The sequence below is a fragment of the Bacillus sp. FSL H8-0534 genome, assembly GCF_038005885.1.
Taxonomy (GTDB): Bacteria; Bacillota; Bacilli; order Bacillales; family Bacillaceae_G; genus Bacillus_A; species Bacillus_A pseudomycoides.
This window is the reverse complement of the sequence record NZ_JBBOUC010000003.1, coordinates 141687-159080: the sequence shown is the minus strand read 5'-3', so window position 1 is coordinate 159080 and position 17394 is coordinate 141687. Positions and strand designations below refer to the sequence as shown.

At 32.9% G+C, this 17394-nt stretch carries 21 protein-coding genes; 10 read left to right on the top strand and 11 right to left on the bottom strand.

The window, feature by feature from the left end; all coding sequences use genetic code 11:
- Together MHH71_RS29175 and MHH71_RS29170 are read right to left on the bottom strand one after the other, a co-directional pair.
- Positions 1-474 (bottom strand): GNAT family N-acetyltransferase, encoded by a 474-nt coding sequence (locus MHH71_RS29175; protein ID WP_006097123.1) that lies wholly within the window; start codon positions 472-474, stop codon positions 1-3.
- A 30-nt stretch (positions 475-504) separates the two neighbouring features.
- Positions 505-1803 (bottom strand): APC family permease, encoded by a 1299-nt coding sequence (locus tag MHH71_RS29170; protein WP_033799400.1) that lies wholly within the window; start codon positions 1801-1803, stop codon positions 505-507.
- Positions 1804-1955: 152 nt separating this feature from the next.
- Here MHH71_RS29170 and MHH71_RS29165 point away from each other — a divergent pair, with 152 nt between their 5' ends.
- The 3 genes from MHH71_RS29165 to MHH71_RS29155 all read left to right on the top strand — a co-directional run bounded on the left by MHH71_RS29165 (position 1956) and on the right by MHH71_RS29155 (position 3498).
- Positions 1956-2399 carry an Lrp/AsnC family transcriptional regulator gene (locus MHH71_RS29165; protein ID WP_006097120.1) on the top strand — a complete coding sequence of 148 codons (444 nt, stop codon included), beginning with the start codon at positions 1956-1958 and terminating at the stop codon, positions 2397-2399.
- A gap of 448 nt (positions 2400-2847) precedes the next feature.
- Positions 2848-3090, top strand: a complete 243-nt coding sequence (locus tag MHH71_RS29160; protein ID WP_033799399.1) for a DUF3937 family protein — start codon at positions 2848-2850, stop codon at positions 3088-3090.
- A 114-nt stretch (positions 3091-3204) separates the two neighbouring features.
- Positions 3205-3498 (top strand): barstar family protein, encoded by a 294-nt coding sequence (locus MHH71_RS29155; RefSeq protein WP_006097360.1) that lies wholly within the window; start codon positions 3205-3207, stop codon positions 3496-3498.
- Positions 3499-3617: 119 nt separating this feature from the next.
- On the opposite strand, the gene MHH71_RS29150 is transcribed toward MHH71_RS29155, so the two are convergent.
- A complete protein-coding gene (locus MHH71_RS29150; RefSeq protein WP_033799455.1) occupies positions 3618-3827 on the bottom strand; it encodes a hypothetical protein in 210 nt (69 codons plus the stop codon).
- A gap of 648 nt (positions 3828-4475) precedes the next feature.
- Between MHH71_RS29150 and MHH71_RS29145 the strand changes: the two genes are divergently transcribed.
- Positions 4476-4952 (top strand): hypothetical protein, encoded by a 477-nt coding sequence (locus MHH71_RS29145; RefSeq protein ID WP_006097363.1) that lies wholly within the window; start codon positions 4476-4478, stop codon positions 4950-4952.
- Positions 4953-5303: 351 nt separating this feature from the next.
- On the opposite strand, the gene MHH71_RS29140 is transcribed toward MHH71_RS29145, so the two are convergent.
- Complete coding sequence (locus tag MHH71_RS29140) at positions 5304-6011, bottom strand: IS6 family transposase (RefSeq protein ID WP_078212243.1); 708 nt, start codon at positions 6009-6011, stop codon at positions 5304-5306.
- A 641-nt stretch (positions 6012-6652) separates the two neighbouring features.
- Here MHH71_RS29140 and ltrA point away from each other — a divergent pair.
- Positions 6653-8302 (top strand): group II intron reverse transcriptase/maturase, encoded by a 1650-nt coding sequence (gene ltrA, locus MHH71_RS29135; RefSeq protein WP_006096946.1) that lies wholly within the window; start codon positions 6653-6655, stop codon positions 8300-8302.
- 348 nt (positions 8303-8650) lie between these two features.
- On the opposite strand, the gene MHH71_RS29130 is transcribed toward ltrA, so the two are convergent.
- Positions 8651-9031, bottom strand: a complete 381-nt coding sequence (locus MHH71_RS29130; protein WP_006097650.1) for a hypothetical protein — start codon at positions 9029-9031, stop codon at positions 8651-8653.
- Between the two features lie 716 nt (positions 9032-9747).
- On the opposite strand from MHH71_RS29130, the gene MHH71_RS29125 reads away from it, so the two are divergent.
- Entirely contained in the window at positions 9748-10023 is a 276-nt protein-coding gene (locus tag MHH71_RS29125) for a hypothetical protein (protein WP_097795892.1), read from the top strand.
- A 67-nt stretch (positions 10024-10090) separates the two neighbouring features.
- Here MHH71_RS29125 and MHH71_RS29120 read toward each other — a convergent pair whose 3' ends face one another.
- The 5 genes from MHH71_RS29120 to MHH71_RS29100 all read right to left on the bottom strand — a co-directional run bounded on the left by MHH71_RS29120 (position 10091) and on the right by MHH71_RS29100 (position 13110).
- Entirely contained in the window at positions 10091-10324 is a 234-nt protein-coding gene (locus tag MHH71_RS29120; protein ID WP_002068860.1) for a YuzF family protein, read from the bottom strand.
- Positions 10325-10563: 239 nt separating this feature from the next.
- On the bottom strand, positions 10564-10797 hold the full coding sequence (locus MHH71_RS29115) for a hypothetical protein (RefSeq protein WP_018767989.1): 234 nt from the start codon (positions 10795-10797) through the stop codon (positions 10564-10566).
- Between the two features lie 280 nt (positions 10798-11077).
- A complete protein-coding gene (locus tag MHH71_RS29110; RefSeq protein WP_033799362.1) occupies positions 11078-11242 on the bottom strand; it encodes a BC1881 family protein in 165 nt (54 codons plus the stop codon).
- A 556-nt stretch (positions 11243-11798) separates the two neighbouring features.
- On the bottom strand, positions 11799-12260 hold the full coding sequence (locus MHH71_RS29105) for a CarD family transcriptional regulator (protein WP_170959259.1): 462 nt from the start codon (positions 12258-12260) through the stop codon (positions 11799-11801).
- A 475-nt stretch (positions 12261-12735) separates the two neighbouring features.
- A complete protein-coding gene (locus MHH71_RS29100; protein ID WP_006097090.1) occupies positions 12736-13110 on the bottom strand; it encodes a MerR family transcriptional regulator in 375 nt (124 codons plus the stop codon).
- Between the two features lie 158 nt (positions 13111-13268).
- Here MHH71_RS29100 and MHH71_RS29095 point away from each other — a divergent pair, with 158 nt between their 5' ends.
- The gene (locus MHH71_RS29095) at positions 13269-13655 is read left to right on the top strand and encodes a carboxymuconolactone decarboxylase family protein (RefSeq protein WP_006097091.1); all 387 of its coding nucleotides are present in this window, start codon (positions 13269-13271) and stop codon (positions 13653-13655) included.
- A gap of 176 nt (positions 13656-13831) precedes the next feature.
- Here MHH71_RS29095 and MHH71_RS29090 read toward each other — a convergent pair.
- Positions 13832-14994 (bottom strand): IS3 family transposase gene (locus MHH71_RS29090; RefSeq protein WP_098125495.1). Its coding sequence is split into 2 segments (ribosomal slippage): positions 13832-14727 and positions 14727-14994, totalling 1164 coding nucleotides; the frame shifts between segments, so codons are not numbered across the junction.
- A gap of 276 nt (positions 14995-15270) precedes the next feature.
- Between MHH71_RS29090 and MHH71_RS29085 the strand changes: the two genes are divergently transcribed.
- The 3 genes from MHH71_RS29085 to MHH71_RS29075 all read left to right on the top strand — a co-directional run bounded on the left by MHH71_RS29085 (position 15271) and on the right by MHH71_RS29075 (position 17380).
- Positions 15271-15516 carry a hypothetical protein gene (locus MHH71_RS29085; protein ID WP_033799314.1) on the top strand — a complete coding sequence of 82 codons (246 nt, stop codon included), beginning with the start codon at positions 15271-15273 and terminating at the stop codon, positions 15514-15516.
- Between the two features lie 243 nt (positions 15517-15759).
- Positions 15760-16332, top strand: coding sequence for a DUF6037 family protein (locus MHH71_RS29080; RefSeq protein WP_006096899.1), 573 nt, complete (start codon positions 15760-15762; stop codon positions 16330-16332).
- A 25-nt stretch (positions 16333-16357) separates the two neighbouring features.
- Positions 16358-17380 carry a hypothetical protein gene (locus tag MHH71_RS29075; RefSeq protein ID WP_006096900.1) on the top strand — a complete coding sequence of 341 codons (1023 nt, stop codon included), beginning with the start codon at positions 16358-16360 and terminating at the stop codon, positions 17378-17380.
- The last annotated feature ends 14 nt before the right edge of the window (positions 17381-17394 follow it).

Below are 17394 nucleotides of genomic sequence, written 5' to 3'. Positions count from 1 at the left end.
CTATTTAAGAAAGAAATTATAATGAAAACATTCATCATCCTTTTCATACCCCATAGACTCGTATAAACTTTGAGCATTGTAATTATCAATAGCTGTTTCAAGTGTTAATCCTTTTGCACCTGTTTCCAAAGCATATTCCTTTGCTTTTTCCATTAAGGCTTTTGCTACGCCTTTTTGTCTCGCTGATTGCTCTACATATAAATCATTTAAATTCCAAAGTTTTTTCATCGCGACCGACGAAAAAGATGGATAAAGTTGAACAAATCCTAACGGTTTTACATCACCTATTTGATTTTCAAAGGCTAAAAAAATAACGGAATCATCATTTTCCATTCTTTCCTGAATAAACTTTTTAGCCTCCTTTAAGTTTGATGTTTGCTTGTAAAAGATTCGATATTTGTCAAAAAGTCTAGTGACTAAATCTAATTCATTTAAACCAGCTTTTATTACCGTGAATTTTTCATCATGATTCATTTTCCTACCTCCAAAATTGAATTATAAGAACTACGCTTCTATTGCACCATATTTCTCCCTTTTTCCTCTCCAAGTGATATACACAATACATGAAATGGCTACAATGATTGGAATCGCGATAAAAGAACCGATGAAAGGATAAGCTGCAAGACAAAGTATACAAGCTATCGCAGCTAATACCTTACCCAAGACATTTGTAATCAATTTAACTCCAGCTGCCGTACCAACAACATAGGTGGCAATTGCTAGTGAGTTAGGAATAAATACTAACTGTTCTAATCCAATGTCAAAAATAAAACTTAACAATAAACCTATTGTTGCAATTAATCCTACTAATAAAACTGCACGGCTAGGAGTTGAATATTTTTCGTTAAGGTTATCCAACCATGAGGGTGCTAAACGTTCATGGGATAAAGAATAACCTAACCGACTCATACTCGCAATAAACGCATTGTTCGTTCCTAAACATATAATAAAAGCGAGAATTGCTGTTACCCAAGCACCATTTACTCCTGCTACTTTTTCCACAACTTGAGCTAGTGCTGCACTATTCATAGCCTCATTAACAGTTTGTTCTCCTATTGAATAAGAACTCGTACCAATCACAGCCAAAATAATGCCTAAATACAAAACACCGATTATAACAATAGCTCCCCATGTTGATCGCATGATGTTTTGTTTTCTTGGGTTTTTAAATTCTGGTGCCAAACTGGAGATAGCTTCCCATCCAAAAAATGACCAAAAAATGAGCATTGCAGATTGCCCAATTGGCATGATGCTATTTTTTGTAATATGGAGCGCTATACTCTCTTGGTTAATAACTGGAAAAGCTAACACTGATGTACTCAATAAAATGAACAATGTAAGCCCAGCCAAACTTAACTGAACTTTCCCACTTGTTTGTAATCCCACATAGTTTCCGATAACCGCAATTATGAGTAATATGCCTGCAATAATATAGGTAGAAAAATGTGGTAAATTGAATGCAAAAGCTATGTAAGTCCCACCTGTTAAAGAGACAATGATTTGTCCTACACTTCCTGCAATGAAAAAAAACCATCCAGTGAGAGCGCCTACATAATGTCCAAAAGCTTTATTTGCAAAAGTCAATATACCTCCTGAGCTGGGAAAATCGATTGAAAGAAAGGCAAATGTACAGGCTAATGGAATACTAAGAAGTATCATAAAAATCCATGAAATTAGTGCGTTTGCACCCGCAATACTCGCTGTCATACCAGGCAATATCAAAATTCCTGATCCTAAAACAGCTCCGACATATAACGCAATGCCTTGTGGAACCGAAATGGTTTGCTTCAATGATTGCGACAAGCCATCCTCTCCTTTATATTTAAGTATAATTATATTATAGAAGGCTATATGTTCATTTTATATAAACTATTGAACAATTTATACTCTTATTACTTTATGATTTGAATAAATAATAATATAATTATTTACAATCAGGAAAGGCGGGAATAGAGTTGGATATAATTGACCGAAAAATATTGGAACTCCTTCAGGAGGATGGACGGATAACAATTATACAGTTATCGAAAAAATTGAACCTTAGTCGCCCTAGTGTAAATGAACGATTGCGGCGATTACAAGAAAATGGGGTCATTCAAGGTTTTGCAGCACGTATTTCTCATGAGGCAATTGGAAAAAATACACTTGTAATCATTCAAATAGGAAACATAAAAATAGAATGCCACCGATTTGAGGAGATAATTAAAGAGGAAATGGATATTCTAGAATGCCATAGGGTGACAGGTGCAAATAGCTATTTTATGAAGGCAGCAGTTACCTCAATGAAAGATGTAACAGCTCTCGTAGATCGACTTATTCCTTACGGACAATTAAACACATCTGTAGTACTTTCATCACCTGTTATTTATCGTCCTTTGCTCCCTGTGAATGATTGCTAAGTTTCACTTAAATTGAGAGTTATCACTCTATAGATCCAGTTTTTTTGTTATTGAACGAACGATTAACAAGCTAAGAAATATATATCTCCTCAAAACGAAAAAAACAGTTGAATGCTTTTTAATTCATTAACTGTAGAAGTTGAAAATTTTCGTTTTGGGGTATTTGCTTTTCTTAACTTGATAGCGATGGGGTAGCACCACATCGCTATCAAGCTAACAAAACAAAACACCCCCTAAAATGAAAAAATAAGCTTTTTGTTGCAAGTTAGCACAAAATTTTGTTCTGGGGATACCATAAAATTTTAATTAGTTAGCAATGTTGTGGAATCACTAACCTAACAAATAACAGGACATTTAAAAATCCCTTCTACTCTGATCACTTTGACAAAAAATTAAACAATTATTATAATTTTATATATAAATATAATAATTAACAGGGGGGAAAAATATGTTTACAAATAAAAAGGGGATTCGAATAGGTTTAGGTTTATTTATCTCTTTATCTGTAATTCAATTTACTATCGGTTATATAGGGGCATATTATAAATCTTCTACAGGTAATGAGTTATTAATTTCAGGAACATGGAAAACTGTGTTATTAGATGCCCCTAAAGGTATACTTGTTATTTTAGGAGCAATTGCTTTATATCAATTTACGAAGAAATTACCAGAAAAAACGGAATCTATATAGATTCCGTTTTTTCTGGTTTGCTTCCGATAACAAAAATTATGTGAACTATTATTGAATTGAGGTTAAGAATGATACGATATAAATCTAAAATTCAATAGAGGTGTATTTTAATTAATGAAAAATGACTACAAAGTAACAACGATCATTGATTTAACCGGAGTAACAAACAATAGAGATTTACACTTGCTATTTAAAGAAAAACTTGTGTTTCCTGATTTTTACGGGGAAAACTGGGCTGCGTTTTGGGATGCTATTACGGGTCTAATTGAAATGCCAAGTGAATTGGTGTTTCAAGGATGGTCTAACTTCAATAAAAACTTACCTTCGGATGCAGCAATGTTAAAAGAAATTCTCGATGAATATAACAAAGAAGTAGCTTCTCAAAAATGCGAAATATATTTCCGATAATCTTGATTAAGTGAATGAAAAGTCTCTTCAGATCTTCTTCTGAAGGGACTTTTCTAGGTTTCTAGATACATTGAATACCAATAAGTGGGGTTATGTTAACTGAAGATGAAAAAATGTATTCATCCTTTTTTTATAAATTTATAATTAGTAATTGAAAAAACTGATGTGAGAATGGCAAGAATGCTGACAATAAAGATTTGGATATTTTCAACATGTCCTGTTTCAAAATAATTCATAAGTAAAGCTATAATAGATATACAAAGAGAAGCTAGTATTATCATGGATATTCTGTTTAATAAAATTTCTGTTTTAACTTGATTTGTTATCATACGAATCACCTCCTTATCTTATAAATTATTATAAACGAATTTAATGATTTTATCTTCCATTGACGGAAATTATGTAAAAAAGCTAATCTAGATTTAGCTTTTCTTTTTTGTTTACAGCTATCTTATCCTCTTTATTTATAGTGTTTTGAATGTATACTTTCCTTTCAGATTTTGAGGGTATCAAGGGAATTGAGGTAAAGTCAATGTTTGAGGGGAAATGAATCTAAACTAATATTAAAAAGTTTACTTTCAGGAATAATAAAAAAGAGTCCTATTAATTTAGGACTCTTTTCTGTTTTATGTATGAAGATGCTTAGCTTTTTAATTGATGATATGTTGAACTGATTGCTCCGACAATGAAGATTAAAACTAATGCACACATAATTAGAATACGATTCATTTCAGGTGAAGGATCCCAATTAATAATTGCAATGATAGAAACAAGTAATATGATTAAAAGATATATTTATGATATTGAAGATTTTTGTCATCGGTTGCAACAAACAAGCTTTCTGAATCGAATATATGGATGACACTTAGTGCAGGGATACAGAAGAAATTATTGAATAAAGTATATGTAAATAAACAAGAAAGACAATTATATTTAGAATTTTTATACAGTGGGTAGGATATTTTAGGAGGAGGAATATGACTTATTATTTAATAAGGTTTATATACGCTGTATTTACTTGGTTGTTCATTCTTTCAGAAACACTATTCTTTACATCAAATGAAATTAATGATCGAACGTTTTTTCAATCCTTAACATTATTTCTATTCCCTTTTTTTCTCGATTATATTAAAATCTTTTTGTCATACGAAGGGAAAGTCGGGATTCCAAGGTGCGTAACAGTATATATATATATATCATTTTTCACAACATGTGTGGGTGTTGCTTTTGGACTTGGTGGTTTGTTTAGTGAAGTCTTAAATGTAGATTCCAGTCATAAAACTTTAGTTTTCTTCAATTCTCGGGATATTCCGTTAAGCGATATTTGGTGGATAACAATTATTTGGGTGATTTTTTCTATAATTGATTTAATTTGGAAAATTATAAGGCACCGTAAAGAGATTAAAAGGGGTACAGAAACGACTCAGAAAACGAGGGTTCATTCAGAGAAATAAATACGAAACCGAGATACATTTTATCAAATTTTATTTCAAAGCAACAGTAAGGGGGCTTTTTTTGTACGCCAGTTCTTTACGTATATCCAAGAATTATAGTTCTCAATAACATGAAATTCATATTATTATAATTTATTAAACATGAATATAAATATAGTATATTAAGTAATAATATCTCATTCTTCTCTATTAGGATATACCTATATTTTTACTAATTTATTATGATATTGATGTTGATTTAAGATGATTTATATAAAATGAACAACTAGAATTTTCAAGGAAGGAAATGGGTTCTGGTGCAAAAATAAATTATAAAAAAAGTAGGACCTGAATTTCCTACTAAATTACAGATTATGATGCGATACCAAACAATTTATCAATGAAATCTTTTTGATTTTGGGCAGACTTTCCCCCTTGATGAAGTTGCTTCTTTTTCATCATATGCATCGCTTCTATGCCACTCAGTATGTAAGTGGCTGTACGGAATGATTTGAATCCTAACATCGAACGCACTCGCTTTTTAACAAATCGATGATCTTGTTCCACGATGTTATTAAGATATTTCACTCGCCTTATTTGGATGCCTACAGGCATCTTTTTTTCATTCTTCAACTCTTCAATTGCTACAGGATAGGCGGGATTCTTATCGATGGTTATCACACGAGGCTGTGAAACATGAAAAGACTGCAAAGCTTTCTTGAAGAAACGCTTTGCAGCCTTGTGGTTTCTTGCTTTGCTTAGGTGAAAATCGATGGTATTTCCTTTCGAATCGACAGCACGATACAGGTACATCCATTGACTTTTTACTTTGATATATGTTTCATCGACTCTCCAAGAGTCATTGGTTTGCTTGAGATGACGACGGATTCTTTTGTCTAATTCAGGACCATACTGATGAACCCAACGCATAATCGTTGTATGAGCAACGGATAAGCCCCGTTCCTCCATCATTTCCACCAAATCACGAAAGCTCAAGTTGTACCGTAGGTACCATCTTACTGTTTGCAAAATAATATCATGATGATAATGCTTCCACTTGAATAAATTTCGCTTTTCCATACTGATCACGCACCTTTTTTAGAGTAATAGTATCAGTATGTCCAAGATTTAGAGATTACGTGCAATTATCTTGAAGTTTTCGCACCAGAACCCAAAGAAGGTCTCCATCCGAAACTGTATTTCTGGTAACGGGAATGTAGGTTGCATGAGGAAATGCGGAAACAGAGGACAAATGCATGGTCCGGAACACTGCTAGGAGAAGATAGGTATGGTAAACGAGAGTGAAGGTTTGTAAGCTTCGTAAACGTTAGCTCAAGATAATGCATGGCTTTGCTTGGGTATTGGCAAGAGGAAAAGTAGGGTCATAATACTACTGTGCTGCGTCCCGCATCTTGCTCGGAGTAAAGAACCTGCCTAACCCTATCGCATCTGTGGAATGTGGAACTTGGTAAGCCCTATGTTATCTGTATAAACAGTAGAGAGATCGAAAGGTCAAACGATGTAACAGAGGGTATGGGATATGGGAGAAAGCAAATGCCGTTATACCGAAAGGTAACAGGAAAGCAAAAATGTATAACTGAACGGATACTGTCGTCCTTTTGAACACATTATGACAGACTTGAAAGAGGGCCCACTTCCCATAGGTCTTCAACACATAAATACATTTGTGGTTAACTTTTGATGAAAAGGAGCGTGCAGTTATGAACACCTCAGAACGAGCGTCGGCGCACGCTTCATATACAAATTGGAATTCAGTAGATTGGCATACAGTCCAAAAGTATGTGATGAAGCTACGACAAAGAATTTATCGTGCCGAACAACAAAAGAAACTTAGAAGAGTCAGGAAACTTCAACGATTACTCCTACGGAGTGAAGCTAACTTACTGTTGTCCATTAGAAAAGTAACACAACAGAATAACGGAAAGCGTACCTCTGGAGTAGACGGTTATACAGCACTTCATTCTGGAAAAAGAAACGAATTATACCGACAGCTAAAGAGGCTCAGTATATTTCAACATCTTCCCAAGCCAGCGAAACGAACCTATATCGCTAAAAAAAACGGAAAACTGAGACCTCTCGGTATTCCAACTATCAAAGACAGAGTCTATCAAAATATGGTGAAAACGGCGCTAGAACCGCAATGGGAAGCACGATTTGACCCCGCCTCATACGGGTTCCGACCGAAGCGGAGTACACACGATGCCATTAGTAATATCTTTAATAAGATTAACACAAACAGTAAGAAAAAGTGGATATTTGAAGGCGATTTTAAAGGATGCTTTGACCATCTAAGTCATCATTGGATACGAAAACAAACTTACAGTTTTCCAGGAAAAACACTGATTCAGCGATGGTTGGAGGCTGGATATATAGATCAACATTCTTTCTCTGAAACAAAGGAAGGAACTCCGCAAGGAGGAATTATATCCCCGCTTCTAGCTAACATTGCATTACACGGAATGGAGGAGGAACTTGGCGTTATATATCGAAAGACATATAAATCCAATGAAAGCTACGCAATTCATCCTAAATGCAAAATAGCGATTGTTCGATACGCGGATGATTTCGTTGTCTTAACAGAAACGAAACAACAGGCTCAATCCATATATGAAAAGATACAACCGTACTTGAATAAAAGAGGACTTGAGCTGAGTATTGAAAAAACAAAGGTGACTCACATTGAAGAGGGATTTGATTTCCTAGGTTTTTCCGTACGTCAGTACAAAACGTGGAAAGGGAATAAATTACTGATTAAACCCAGCAAAGATAGCGTTAAGAAGGCAAAGGAAAAGATAAGGAATACGTTCCGCATCATGAGAGGACAGCCTATTGGGGAACTCATTAAAGTGTTAAACCCAATTATTAGAGGGTATGGACAATATTGGAGACATGTCGTATCTCAAAAGACATATGATAAAATCGGTCATTATATTTTCGAGAAAATATGTAAACATCTTATCCGATTGCACCCTAAGAAATCATGGAAATGGATAAAGAAGACTTACTTCAAAAAGCCTCATCACGGAGGCAAGGAATCTTGGACTCCGACCTGTCCTCTAACAAATATCCAGCTCTTACAAATGCCTTGGTTTAAAATTAAACGGCATGTGATGGTCTTATATAAGAACAGTCCCGATGACCCTACTCTTAAAGAATACTGGGAAAAGCGAGACCGTAAGGTCTTTGATGGAACAAATACCTTAGATAGAATTAAACTGGCGAAAAAACAAGGGTATCGTTGTGCATTATGCAGACAACCACTACAAAATGGAGAAAAGGTTATTATACGTGATTTACCAATACACTCAAATAAGGTTACAAAGCTAGTACATGTACCTTGCATCAAGTAAGAAGTTGTTTGGATAAAAAGAAGGCTTGAGCCGTATGACGGGAAAGCTGTCACGTACGGTTCTTAGGAGAGTTAGGGGCAGTGATGCCCCTCGCTTATCCGACTAAATGAGCTGTCCAAATGGATGGCTTATTTTATTTTTAGGTTAACGTGGCTTTTTTCCAAAATGCTGGCGGTACCCCATGGCTATCAAGCTAAGAAAATATAACTCCCCCAGAACCAGATTTTGTCCTAATTTGTAATAAAAGAGCTCATTTTTTCGTTATGGGGGGTGACCTGTTTTCTTAAGTTGATGGATGTGTGGTGCTACCCCGTGTATGTTTAATTGAAAAATAATTTTGTCATAACGTTACCAACGCAAAATTCCGTCTGCACTACATGAAGTACCAACACATTCTAAATATAATCGGTAGTAACCAGAAGAAGGAGCTATTAGTGTTATACCTAAATCTCCTGTAGGAGTCATGGTCCGACCAAAAACTGTATTACCTGTTTCATTATTTTTTACATATACTTGAACTGGGTTGCGATTGTTCGTTCGATGACTATATCCTAAATAAAATTTAGTTCCACCTTTTAAATATACTAAGGAAGTTGATTTCAATCTTTGACCATAACTAATATTAACCGCTTTAGTAGCTGCAAGTCCCTCAGTGGAAAATGATAAAAATGCAATTATTGCTGTGAATACACCTACGTAATATTTAAATCTTCTTTTCAATGAGATCACATCCTTTGAAATTAGATTTTATTACATTCATAAATATTGGATGGATGGTATTATATCCCCTTCCTGATTTCTATTTTTTCAAATAAGTGTTTCTGTTATATATTTGTTTTTCCTGTTTTCGAATCTTTATCTAAGGATTCTTTCTTAATAAATATAGCTTGTTTTATTTAACAAACGGTGTAGAGCAATAATAGGGGTCATCATATAAAAAAATTGTACCTTTGAACACAGTTTGGACACTAGTTGTTCAAATGGATACATTTTAGGTCACCATACATGCCCATCAACCTTAGCTTGATGGGTATGTATGGTGACCCCTAATAGTACATCCATCCACCATCAGCAAAACAGTAAAATCTTATTTTCCCTATGACAAAATGAATTTATTAAAATTCAAAAAAGAGGTTCTTGTACATTAATAAGTTAAAAATTATCTGAGCGTACAGAATTCTCATAATTAACTGTAGTAAGATGGAATTCTTGTTTTTGGGGCGTTATAAAATTCTTAAGTTGATGGGGATGGGGTCACCATATCAAAAAAAGAAAATTGTACGTTTAGACATAATTTAGACACATTTTATCCGGTTCCCTGTACGTTAAGGGATTAGTTTGTATATTTGAGGAGATGTACTAGACAGATGTGAATTTAGGGGAATCCAATATTTTCTATTCAAATATGATAGAATGGAAATATATACAAAACGGAGGAAAAACAAATGAACTCAATCACAAAACAGTTTATTAATGATATCCGGCAAAGAAAGAACAATTATTTAGAAAATGTATTAATAGCAATACAACACCCTAAAAAAGAGCAATCTGAACAGGTCATTCAAAATATAGTAGAGAAGATGGATATGATGATCAGTTTAGTTGCTACTTACATGGCTATTGAATCAGAATCTATGAAAGAATTAAAAGAGCTTCAGGAAGAAATTATTCATGCTCAAGCATATATTCAAAAACGAAAATTTGAAGAAACACAGAGATAAAACCCTGTGTTTTTACTTGGTCGTCTATGACGCTAATCTTTTATAAATCAAATTAGATGTAGTTTGATTATTGTTTTGGCATAATCCATACAATTTGTTGAATGCGTACAATATACGGTACCGTATCTTCAATGAGCAAATGATCTGGTTTCACATCCTTTAACTTGCCTCTTACATTACCTCTTACAGTTTCAATAACCACATGTTTACCAATTACTGATTGTAATGTCTGATATACGTAGGGATTAGGTACACTTACCATATTTTGTTCACTAAAGTCATTTCCCTCCAAATAACTCATTCTATAAGACTCCTTTCTAACTTGCATTCTTTCTCCTAATATATGATATAAATCTTATAAATATGCTAGAAGGATAATTCATTATATGAACGAAAATAACATTTTAATAAGGTACGTTTTCTATTCCTAAATTACTAAAAAATTATTAATATAAGATTATTTTTTAGTAGTTAATAGGTAATGATATAGGGATATTTTGAATGTACATTTAGGTTGTTCTTTTCAAGATATTTATCATTTTAAATACGCCCTTTATTAGAATACTGCTCATACTTTTTTTGAGATCCTTTAGTAATACGTGCGTTAAGTAAAATTGCTAACAACAAAAACACTCCATATTTTCCCCCTGTAGCTCCTATGATAATCACACTACTACAAACAAGTACAATTAATAGGAGAAACGAAACTAAATAAATACGGTTATAGTTCTTTGACATCTTCTCGTATTTTATGCGTTCTTTCCTTGCATCCATCTAAATTCCTCCTTTAAATTATCTAATTCACTATAAAATAAATATCGCTCTTAAAAAGAAAACACTCTATCGTTTCAAATAATTAGTTTGTTTTTTTATCAACTAATTTATATAAGATAAAAAGAAATACTACCAATATTAAGCTTTCCACCATGATAATCCCGACCCTCTCCTTCCTTTTAACCCCATCACATCCGATGAAATTTATGTATATCCTATTATTATCAGCAACAAACAAAAAGGATCATCCCTTTTCGTAAAGGATCATCCTTTTCTTCGTTCATTCAACAATTTTTAGGTATTCTTGATTAATTAAAATAACAGCCGGTCCATCTACAAGAATTCCACCAACTTCAATTTTTTCATAAGACTCAATCTTAATAGAAGTAATCCCTTTCCGCTTCTTTAACTCGTTACTTAATTCTTGCGTTGGCATGTGTTTCATATCTTCACTCCTTCTTATTGTTTCATTTAATCTTATTATGTTAAATGAATTATAAAAATGGTTTCTAGTTCTAGAAATTCCATCATTTTTTATCGTTGACCATATATTTAGATGTTACCAACTCGCGTATCTCTTTTATGAAAAGAAGATAAACAATTACTATTCACTGTCTCAGTAAATGTAAAAAATTCTTAAAGATAGAGATGAGATTGATTGTTTTTTCTTTTAGAAATAATGACTTAGATATATATACCTAAAACAATGAAAGCCCTACCTCTCTTTCATCCTTACGGCTCCTTGTCCGTGCCAGTGTGAATCAGGATTGCAAAAATCAAGTGACTATTTGATCGAGTTATTTAATGATACTTCGAACGTTCGTAAAAGAAATGTAAAAATAAAAATGGATTAGATTGAAGTAATAACAAAAGAGGTTCCTACTCTAAAAGTGAGTTGAAGAAGTTGAATGTCTTTGAAATGATTTATTTTTAATAATAATCATATTCCCGAAAAATTCAGGATATTTTCGGGGGATGTAATACATTATCTATAATGAACCTTAACAGAAACTTTTTAATTGATTTTCAGTGATCCCTTTAATTAATCCCAGTTCACTAATCAAAAATTCATGTGCGTTATCCAACATTTTTTTTTCGCTTGTATTAAGTGCTTTTTCTTTCTTCATACGCATTAGATCACGTACAACTTCAGCACCTTCTTGTATTTTACCCGTTTTTATTTTGTCCGTGTTCACTTTATATCTTTGTTTCCACGGGAGTAATCTATCTGATTCTCCATGCTGAAAAATGTGTATGATGTGTTTTAATGCAAGTATATCAGTAACTGGGCGTATACTCGAACTCAATATTTTACCCGTAGGAATCAAGACTTGCATATTACTGATTGACATTTTTATGACATAATACTGTTGTTTTTCCCCTGAGAATTCTTTTTCTTCTATGGCTTCAATTATACCTGCTCCGTGCATTGGATAAACAATGTTATCGCCAATTTGAAACATATAATCCACCTCCATATATGGTAACCTTCTTAAGCTTAACATACATGTTATTTTTTATCAAATATTTAATAATATCATAAATTTATTTTTAGTGTCAATCACTTTTTCTTTAAAAATTAAATTAAGTAAAACAGCCCTAATAGACAAATTACTTAATAAAAATAAACGAAACGATATTAATAAGCTCAATAAATCAATCTTGGAAATAAAAGTAAGCCTATGACCTATTTTTACACGTATCTCGGTCGAACCCCAAATAAAAAGAGACGCTACTAAGTTAAAAAGACTAGGAAAATAAATCCTAGTCTTTTTAACTTATACTATTTATTTCTATATTAGGGGTCACCATACATGCCCATCAAGCTAAGGAAAAATTAATACCCCTAAAACAAAAAAACGCCATTCTTTCGAAAGAATGGCGTTTTTTCAGTAGATACTTCCCTAAAATTTTGACATAAATGATAATGTAAAATGGTTATTTCCTGTATTCTTCCATCCCTTTATAGTAATCAATCTTTTCTTCAATTTTCACCAGATTATCCTTCAACTCTTTAATTTCTTTAAGGACTTTGTTTTGATGTATTTCTAACAATTCTCGTCTAGATCTTATTGTAGGTTCACCTTGACTTCGTAAATCAGAAAAAAGTTTCATATCTGTGACTGACATTCCTGTTACTCTTAAACGGATTAAGAAATTGATCCAAGAAATATCAGCTTCTGAATATTGACGATAACCATTGATATCTCGGCTCACCTCATTAAGTAACCCAATTTTTTCGTAGTAACGTAAAGTGTGCACAGTAAGTCCTGTTATTTTTGAGATTTGTTTAATAGTAAATATCTTTTCCATAAAATTCATTATAACACAAAGAAAAGGGGTTGCTTTAGAGTGCACTCTAAGGTGTAACGTTTAATCAAGAGTTACTTTTTAATCAATTGATACTATGCAACATAGATGTACTAAATGATTAAAAATTTAAATTGATAAATTCTTAGGAGGCAAATGCAATGAGTAATGAACGTTATCAGCGTGGCTGGAAAAAACTAATGGAAGTAGATGGAGAAGGTGGGCAACGTGTTATAGATTCACTAAAAGATATTGCTCCTGATCTCGGTAAATATGTTGTTGAATTTGCTTTTGGTGACATCTATCCTAGAGAAGGATTAAACCTCAAACAACGTCAATTGGTTACAATCGCATCACTAACTACACAGGGTGGCTGTGAACCACAACTTAATGTCCACATTAACGCGGCACTTAATGTTGGTCTCTCACCAGATGAGATAATAGAAGCAATCATGCACTGCATCCCTTACACGGGCTTTCCACGAGTCCTTAATGCAATCTTTGTGGCAAAACAAATTTTTGAAGAACGTAAGCTGAACTTAGGATAAGATACTATTAATGAATAAGCTCAGTCGAATCAATTACCTTATTTTTATAATAGGGGTCACTATACAATTACTATCAACCTAAGATGAATTTATACCCATAATTCATAGAAAGCGTTATTCTTTTTGTAGAAATATACAGTGGTCTGACCCCATTTGGTGAGACAAAGAAAAAACACCTAGACAACATGTTTCCTATAAGCTATAGGTGACATGTTATCTAATTTTCTCTGAATCCGTTCATTATTATAGTAGTGGATGTATTCATCCACAGTTTGTATTATACTAGCATTATTCGATTGTTTTATATTTTGCGCATAGAATCCTTCGGATTTCAAGTGAGAATGAAAGGATTCTATGAGGGCATTATCATGGCAGTTTCCTGTACGAGACATGCTTGTGATAATGCCTTTTTCTTTGGCATATGTTTGAAATTGTTTTGATGTATACACTTTTCCTTGATCCGAATGTAAAATCGTATCAATCACATTTCGCTTTCTTAAAGCTTCTTTTAGAGTATCTAATACAAGAGAAACATCCTGTGTCTCACCTATTTTATAACTTATAATTTCATTGTTAAACCCATCTATAATAGATGAAAAATAAAGAGTCTTATTGCCGAACATCAAATACGTGATATCCGTGAACCATTTTTCATTAGGCTTGGTAGCTTTAAATCTTCGTTGTATTCTATTTTTAGCTACCACTGGTTCATGACCGAGTACAAATGTCTTTTTCTTTTTTCTAACCCGAGATAATACGTTGTATTTTCTCATGATACGTAATACTTTTTTATGATTGATTACGATGTTAAATTGATTACGTAGACAAGCTGTAACCCGACGATATCCATACCGATATTTATGATGTTGACATATTTCTATTACGGTTTTTTCTTCATGATTAGTTACTGTTTTCTCCTGCTTTTTCCAACGATAATAAGTAGCACGTGAAATATCAAATATGGAACACAGTTCTGCAATTGTAAAAATTGATTGCCATTCCTTTATCATTTTCATTATTTCTTCTTTTCCTCCCACCTCCTTAAAATTTCTTGGCACTTTTCCAGCAATATAATCTTTGCCTTTAAATAACGTATTTCTAATTCTTTTTGTTCAAGTTCTGTTAACTTTTTTAAGCCTTTTCCATGTACAGATTGTCTTCCAATAGATTGTTCAAACCGATAGGTTTCGCCTTCACGATACCATTTCATCCAAGTTTTAATTTGAGCCACATGTTTAATTCCTAAGGCATCCATAATTTCTTTATTTTTGAATCCTTGGTGTTTCATTTCAACTACTTTCCACTTTATTTCGGCGGGATAATGCGTCTTTTTCCCCATACGAAAAACACCTCCATTAAAATCATAACTGATACTTACGATTTAGAGAGGTGTTTTTTATCGTCTCATTCTCAGGGTTCACTCCAATACAGAAAGGATGGCGTTTTTTTTCATGCTATGGATACACAATTATCTAAACTTGATAGTGATGTGACATTTGATAAGAAAACGGAAAAAAACCTAAAGCCTTTGTGATATTCTGTAAGTACAGCATGTTAACGTACAATAATTTAATGATAAAAAAACAAAAACATTTTTTAGGAGGAGAAAGTAAAAATGCAAACTATTTCATTAAAACAAGCTAATATCAAGACAACTAGCAAGGCTTTAGGGATTTATCCTAAATCTCTAACACCCGATAACCAATTACCTAAAACAATTGGTATCCAATTATCTAGCAAACAAGCTATAGATTTAGCTACAAAGTTACTCGTTGCTGCACAAGATTGGGACGAAGTAAGAATAACTGCATTTAGAAGGGATAATTCAATAACTATTACTACCAAACAAAGTAAAATATAAGGGTTTTACTGGATGCACAAGCTTCTTCCAGTATAACGCTGTTAAATATCCAAATAAAAACCCAGTGATATCATGCACACGTACTGATGTCACTGGGTTTTTATGAGTGTAACATTCTGTAAGTTTTGTAAAACTCGTTTTCTGTTTTTCATTTTACCTTAATTTGTAAATGATTTATAATTACTTTATTCGGAATAGTCAGATACTATAGTTAAACCATTATTTAATAAGAGGAATTTACAAATGAAATTAACAGGACTAGAACCATTGTATAACAGTATGATTGAACAAAGCCTTCAACGTGTGAAATTTTCAATAACCATTAATAAAGCCGTTTTTAGTATTATTTACATAATAGATTCTACGCCTCATGCACTTGCTATTGGAGTAAGAAATAAAAATCTCTTCTTTGAAGTTGCCGTCAAAAAAGGATTTGTTATTAATCCGTATTTAGGTGACAAATACGGGGCCATTTGTGAAGCACTAGGATTAACTTCAAGTCCTTCACAACCTTTTAGTCCTAAAAAATTTTATGAGGAAATTAACAACAGAATTCCAAATACCACAAGCCCAAGACAGATTCCAAAACCAAGCGACTTTGCACCTTATAGAAAAGATGTAGAAGAACCGGAGAAAATTTACTTTTATGACTGGAGAGACAACACAATAAGGGGTGAAAAAGTTAGACCTAAGAACCTCACTAAAACCAAACAATGGCTGAGTGAAGAGGCATATAAAATGTGCAAAACCTATAATATTAGTAGTTGTTGGACTGCAGATCCAGCTAAAGAAAAAGAATTCACATTACCAAGGTAAGCACTTAAATACAAGGAGAGATCTTATGAAATACGTTCAAGATTGTGAAGACCAAGAAACATATTGTTTCCATGATACAACTTCATCAGATTTGGCAAACCTCTATCGTTATCGAGTACGTTCTCCCTTAATTGAAGCGTGTATTGAGGGCGGTACAATAAATAATACAGAAATCATATCTTTTACCCTGCAAAATGAACGTTATAATTTCACAAGATATTATCTAACATCTTTGATTAAATTTGCTTTTAATATTCAAAGGCGTTTAGGCTATGAAGAAACATATTACATGCCAATTGAATATGGAGAAAATGTTAATCGTCGAGAATATTTTGAAGATACATTAGCATTAGCAAATTCAATTTCTGACGAGATGTTTTATGAAGCGGTTAAAGAAATACAAAATATATACGAGCATACTCAATACATGTTAAAAACATGTAATCTAATAGAAGAAGGAGGATATGTACGAGTCTATCGCTCTTTAAATGCTATTGAATTACCACTAGCCCTTCGACAAATAGAAATAGGTGGTTTAAATAATCCAGAGTTTTCATTTGAAATTGATACAAATATTCTATTATCTGGCGAGTGCCTTCATGATAAATTGGATATAGAGTATAGTCATAAATGGATTAAAGTTTGTGTTAAAGTTCCAGTTGAGGACATTATTATGCATCCGGATTTTATATTAACGAAATATGCTAAAAGAGCTTTTCCAGCTAACAGCTTAAAATGCGAAAATGAGATTTTGTTTGTAAATAGACATCCTAGAGGGAAAATGACATTTAAAACTAAAGATATATATCACATAAACAAAGAGGCTTGTTATGAAAGTATTGAAAAATTGAATCAACATAATGGACACTTGGACATTGCTACTAAACAATATACAAGTCATTATAGGTATATAAATGATGCTACATATTATTTAATGATGGATGCTCAATTTTTAATATTAAACAGCCAATTACAAGATACGCTAGCAAAGTTAAAGCCCCGTTTAAGAAAAAAAGTAATAAAAAGCCTTAATGAATGGGACGCTTAATTTTGACAAATATA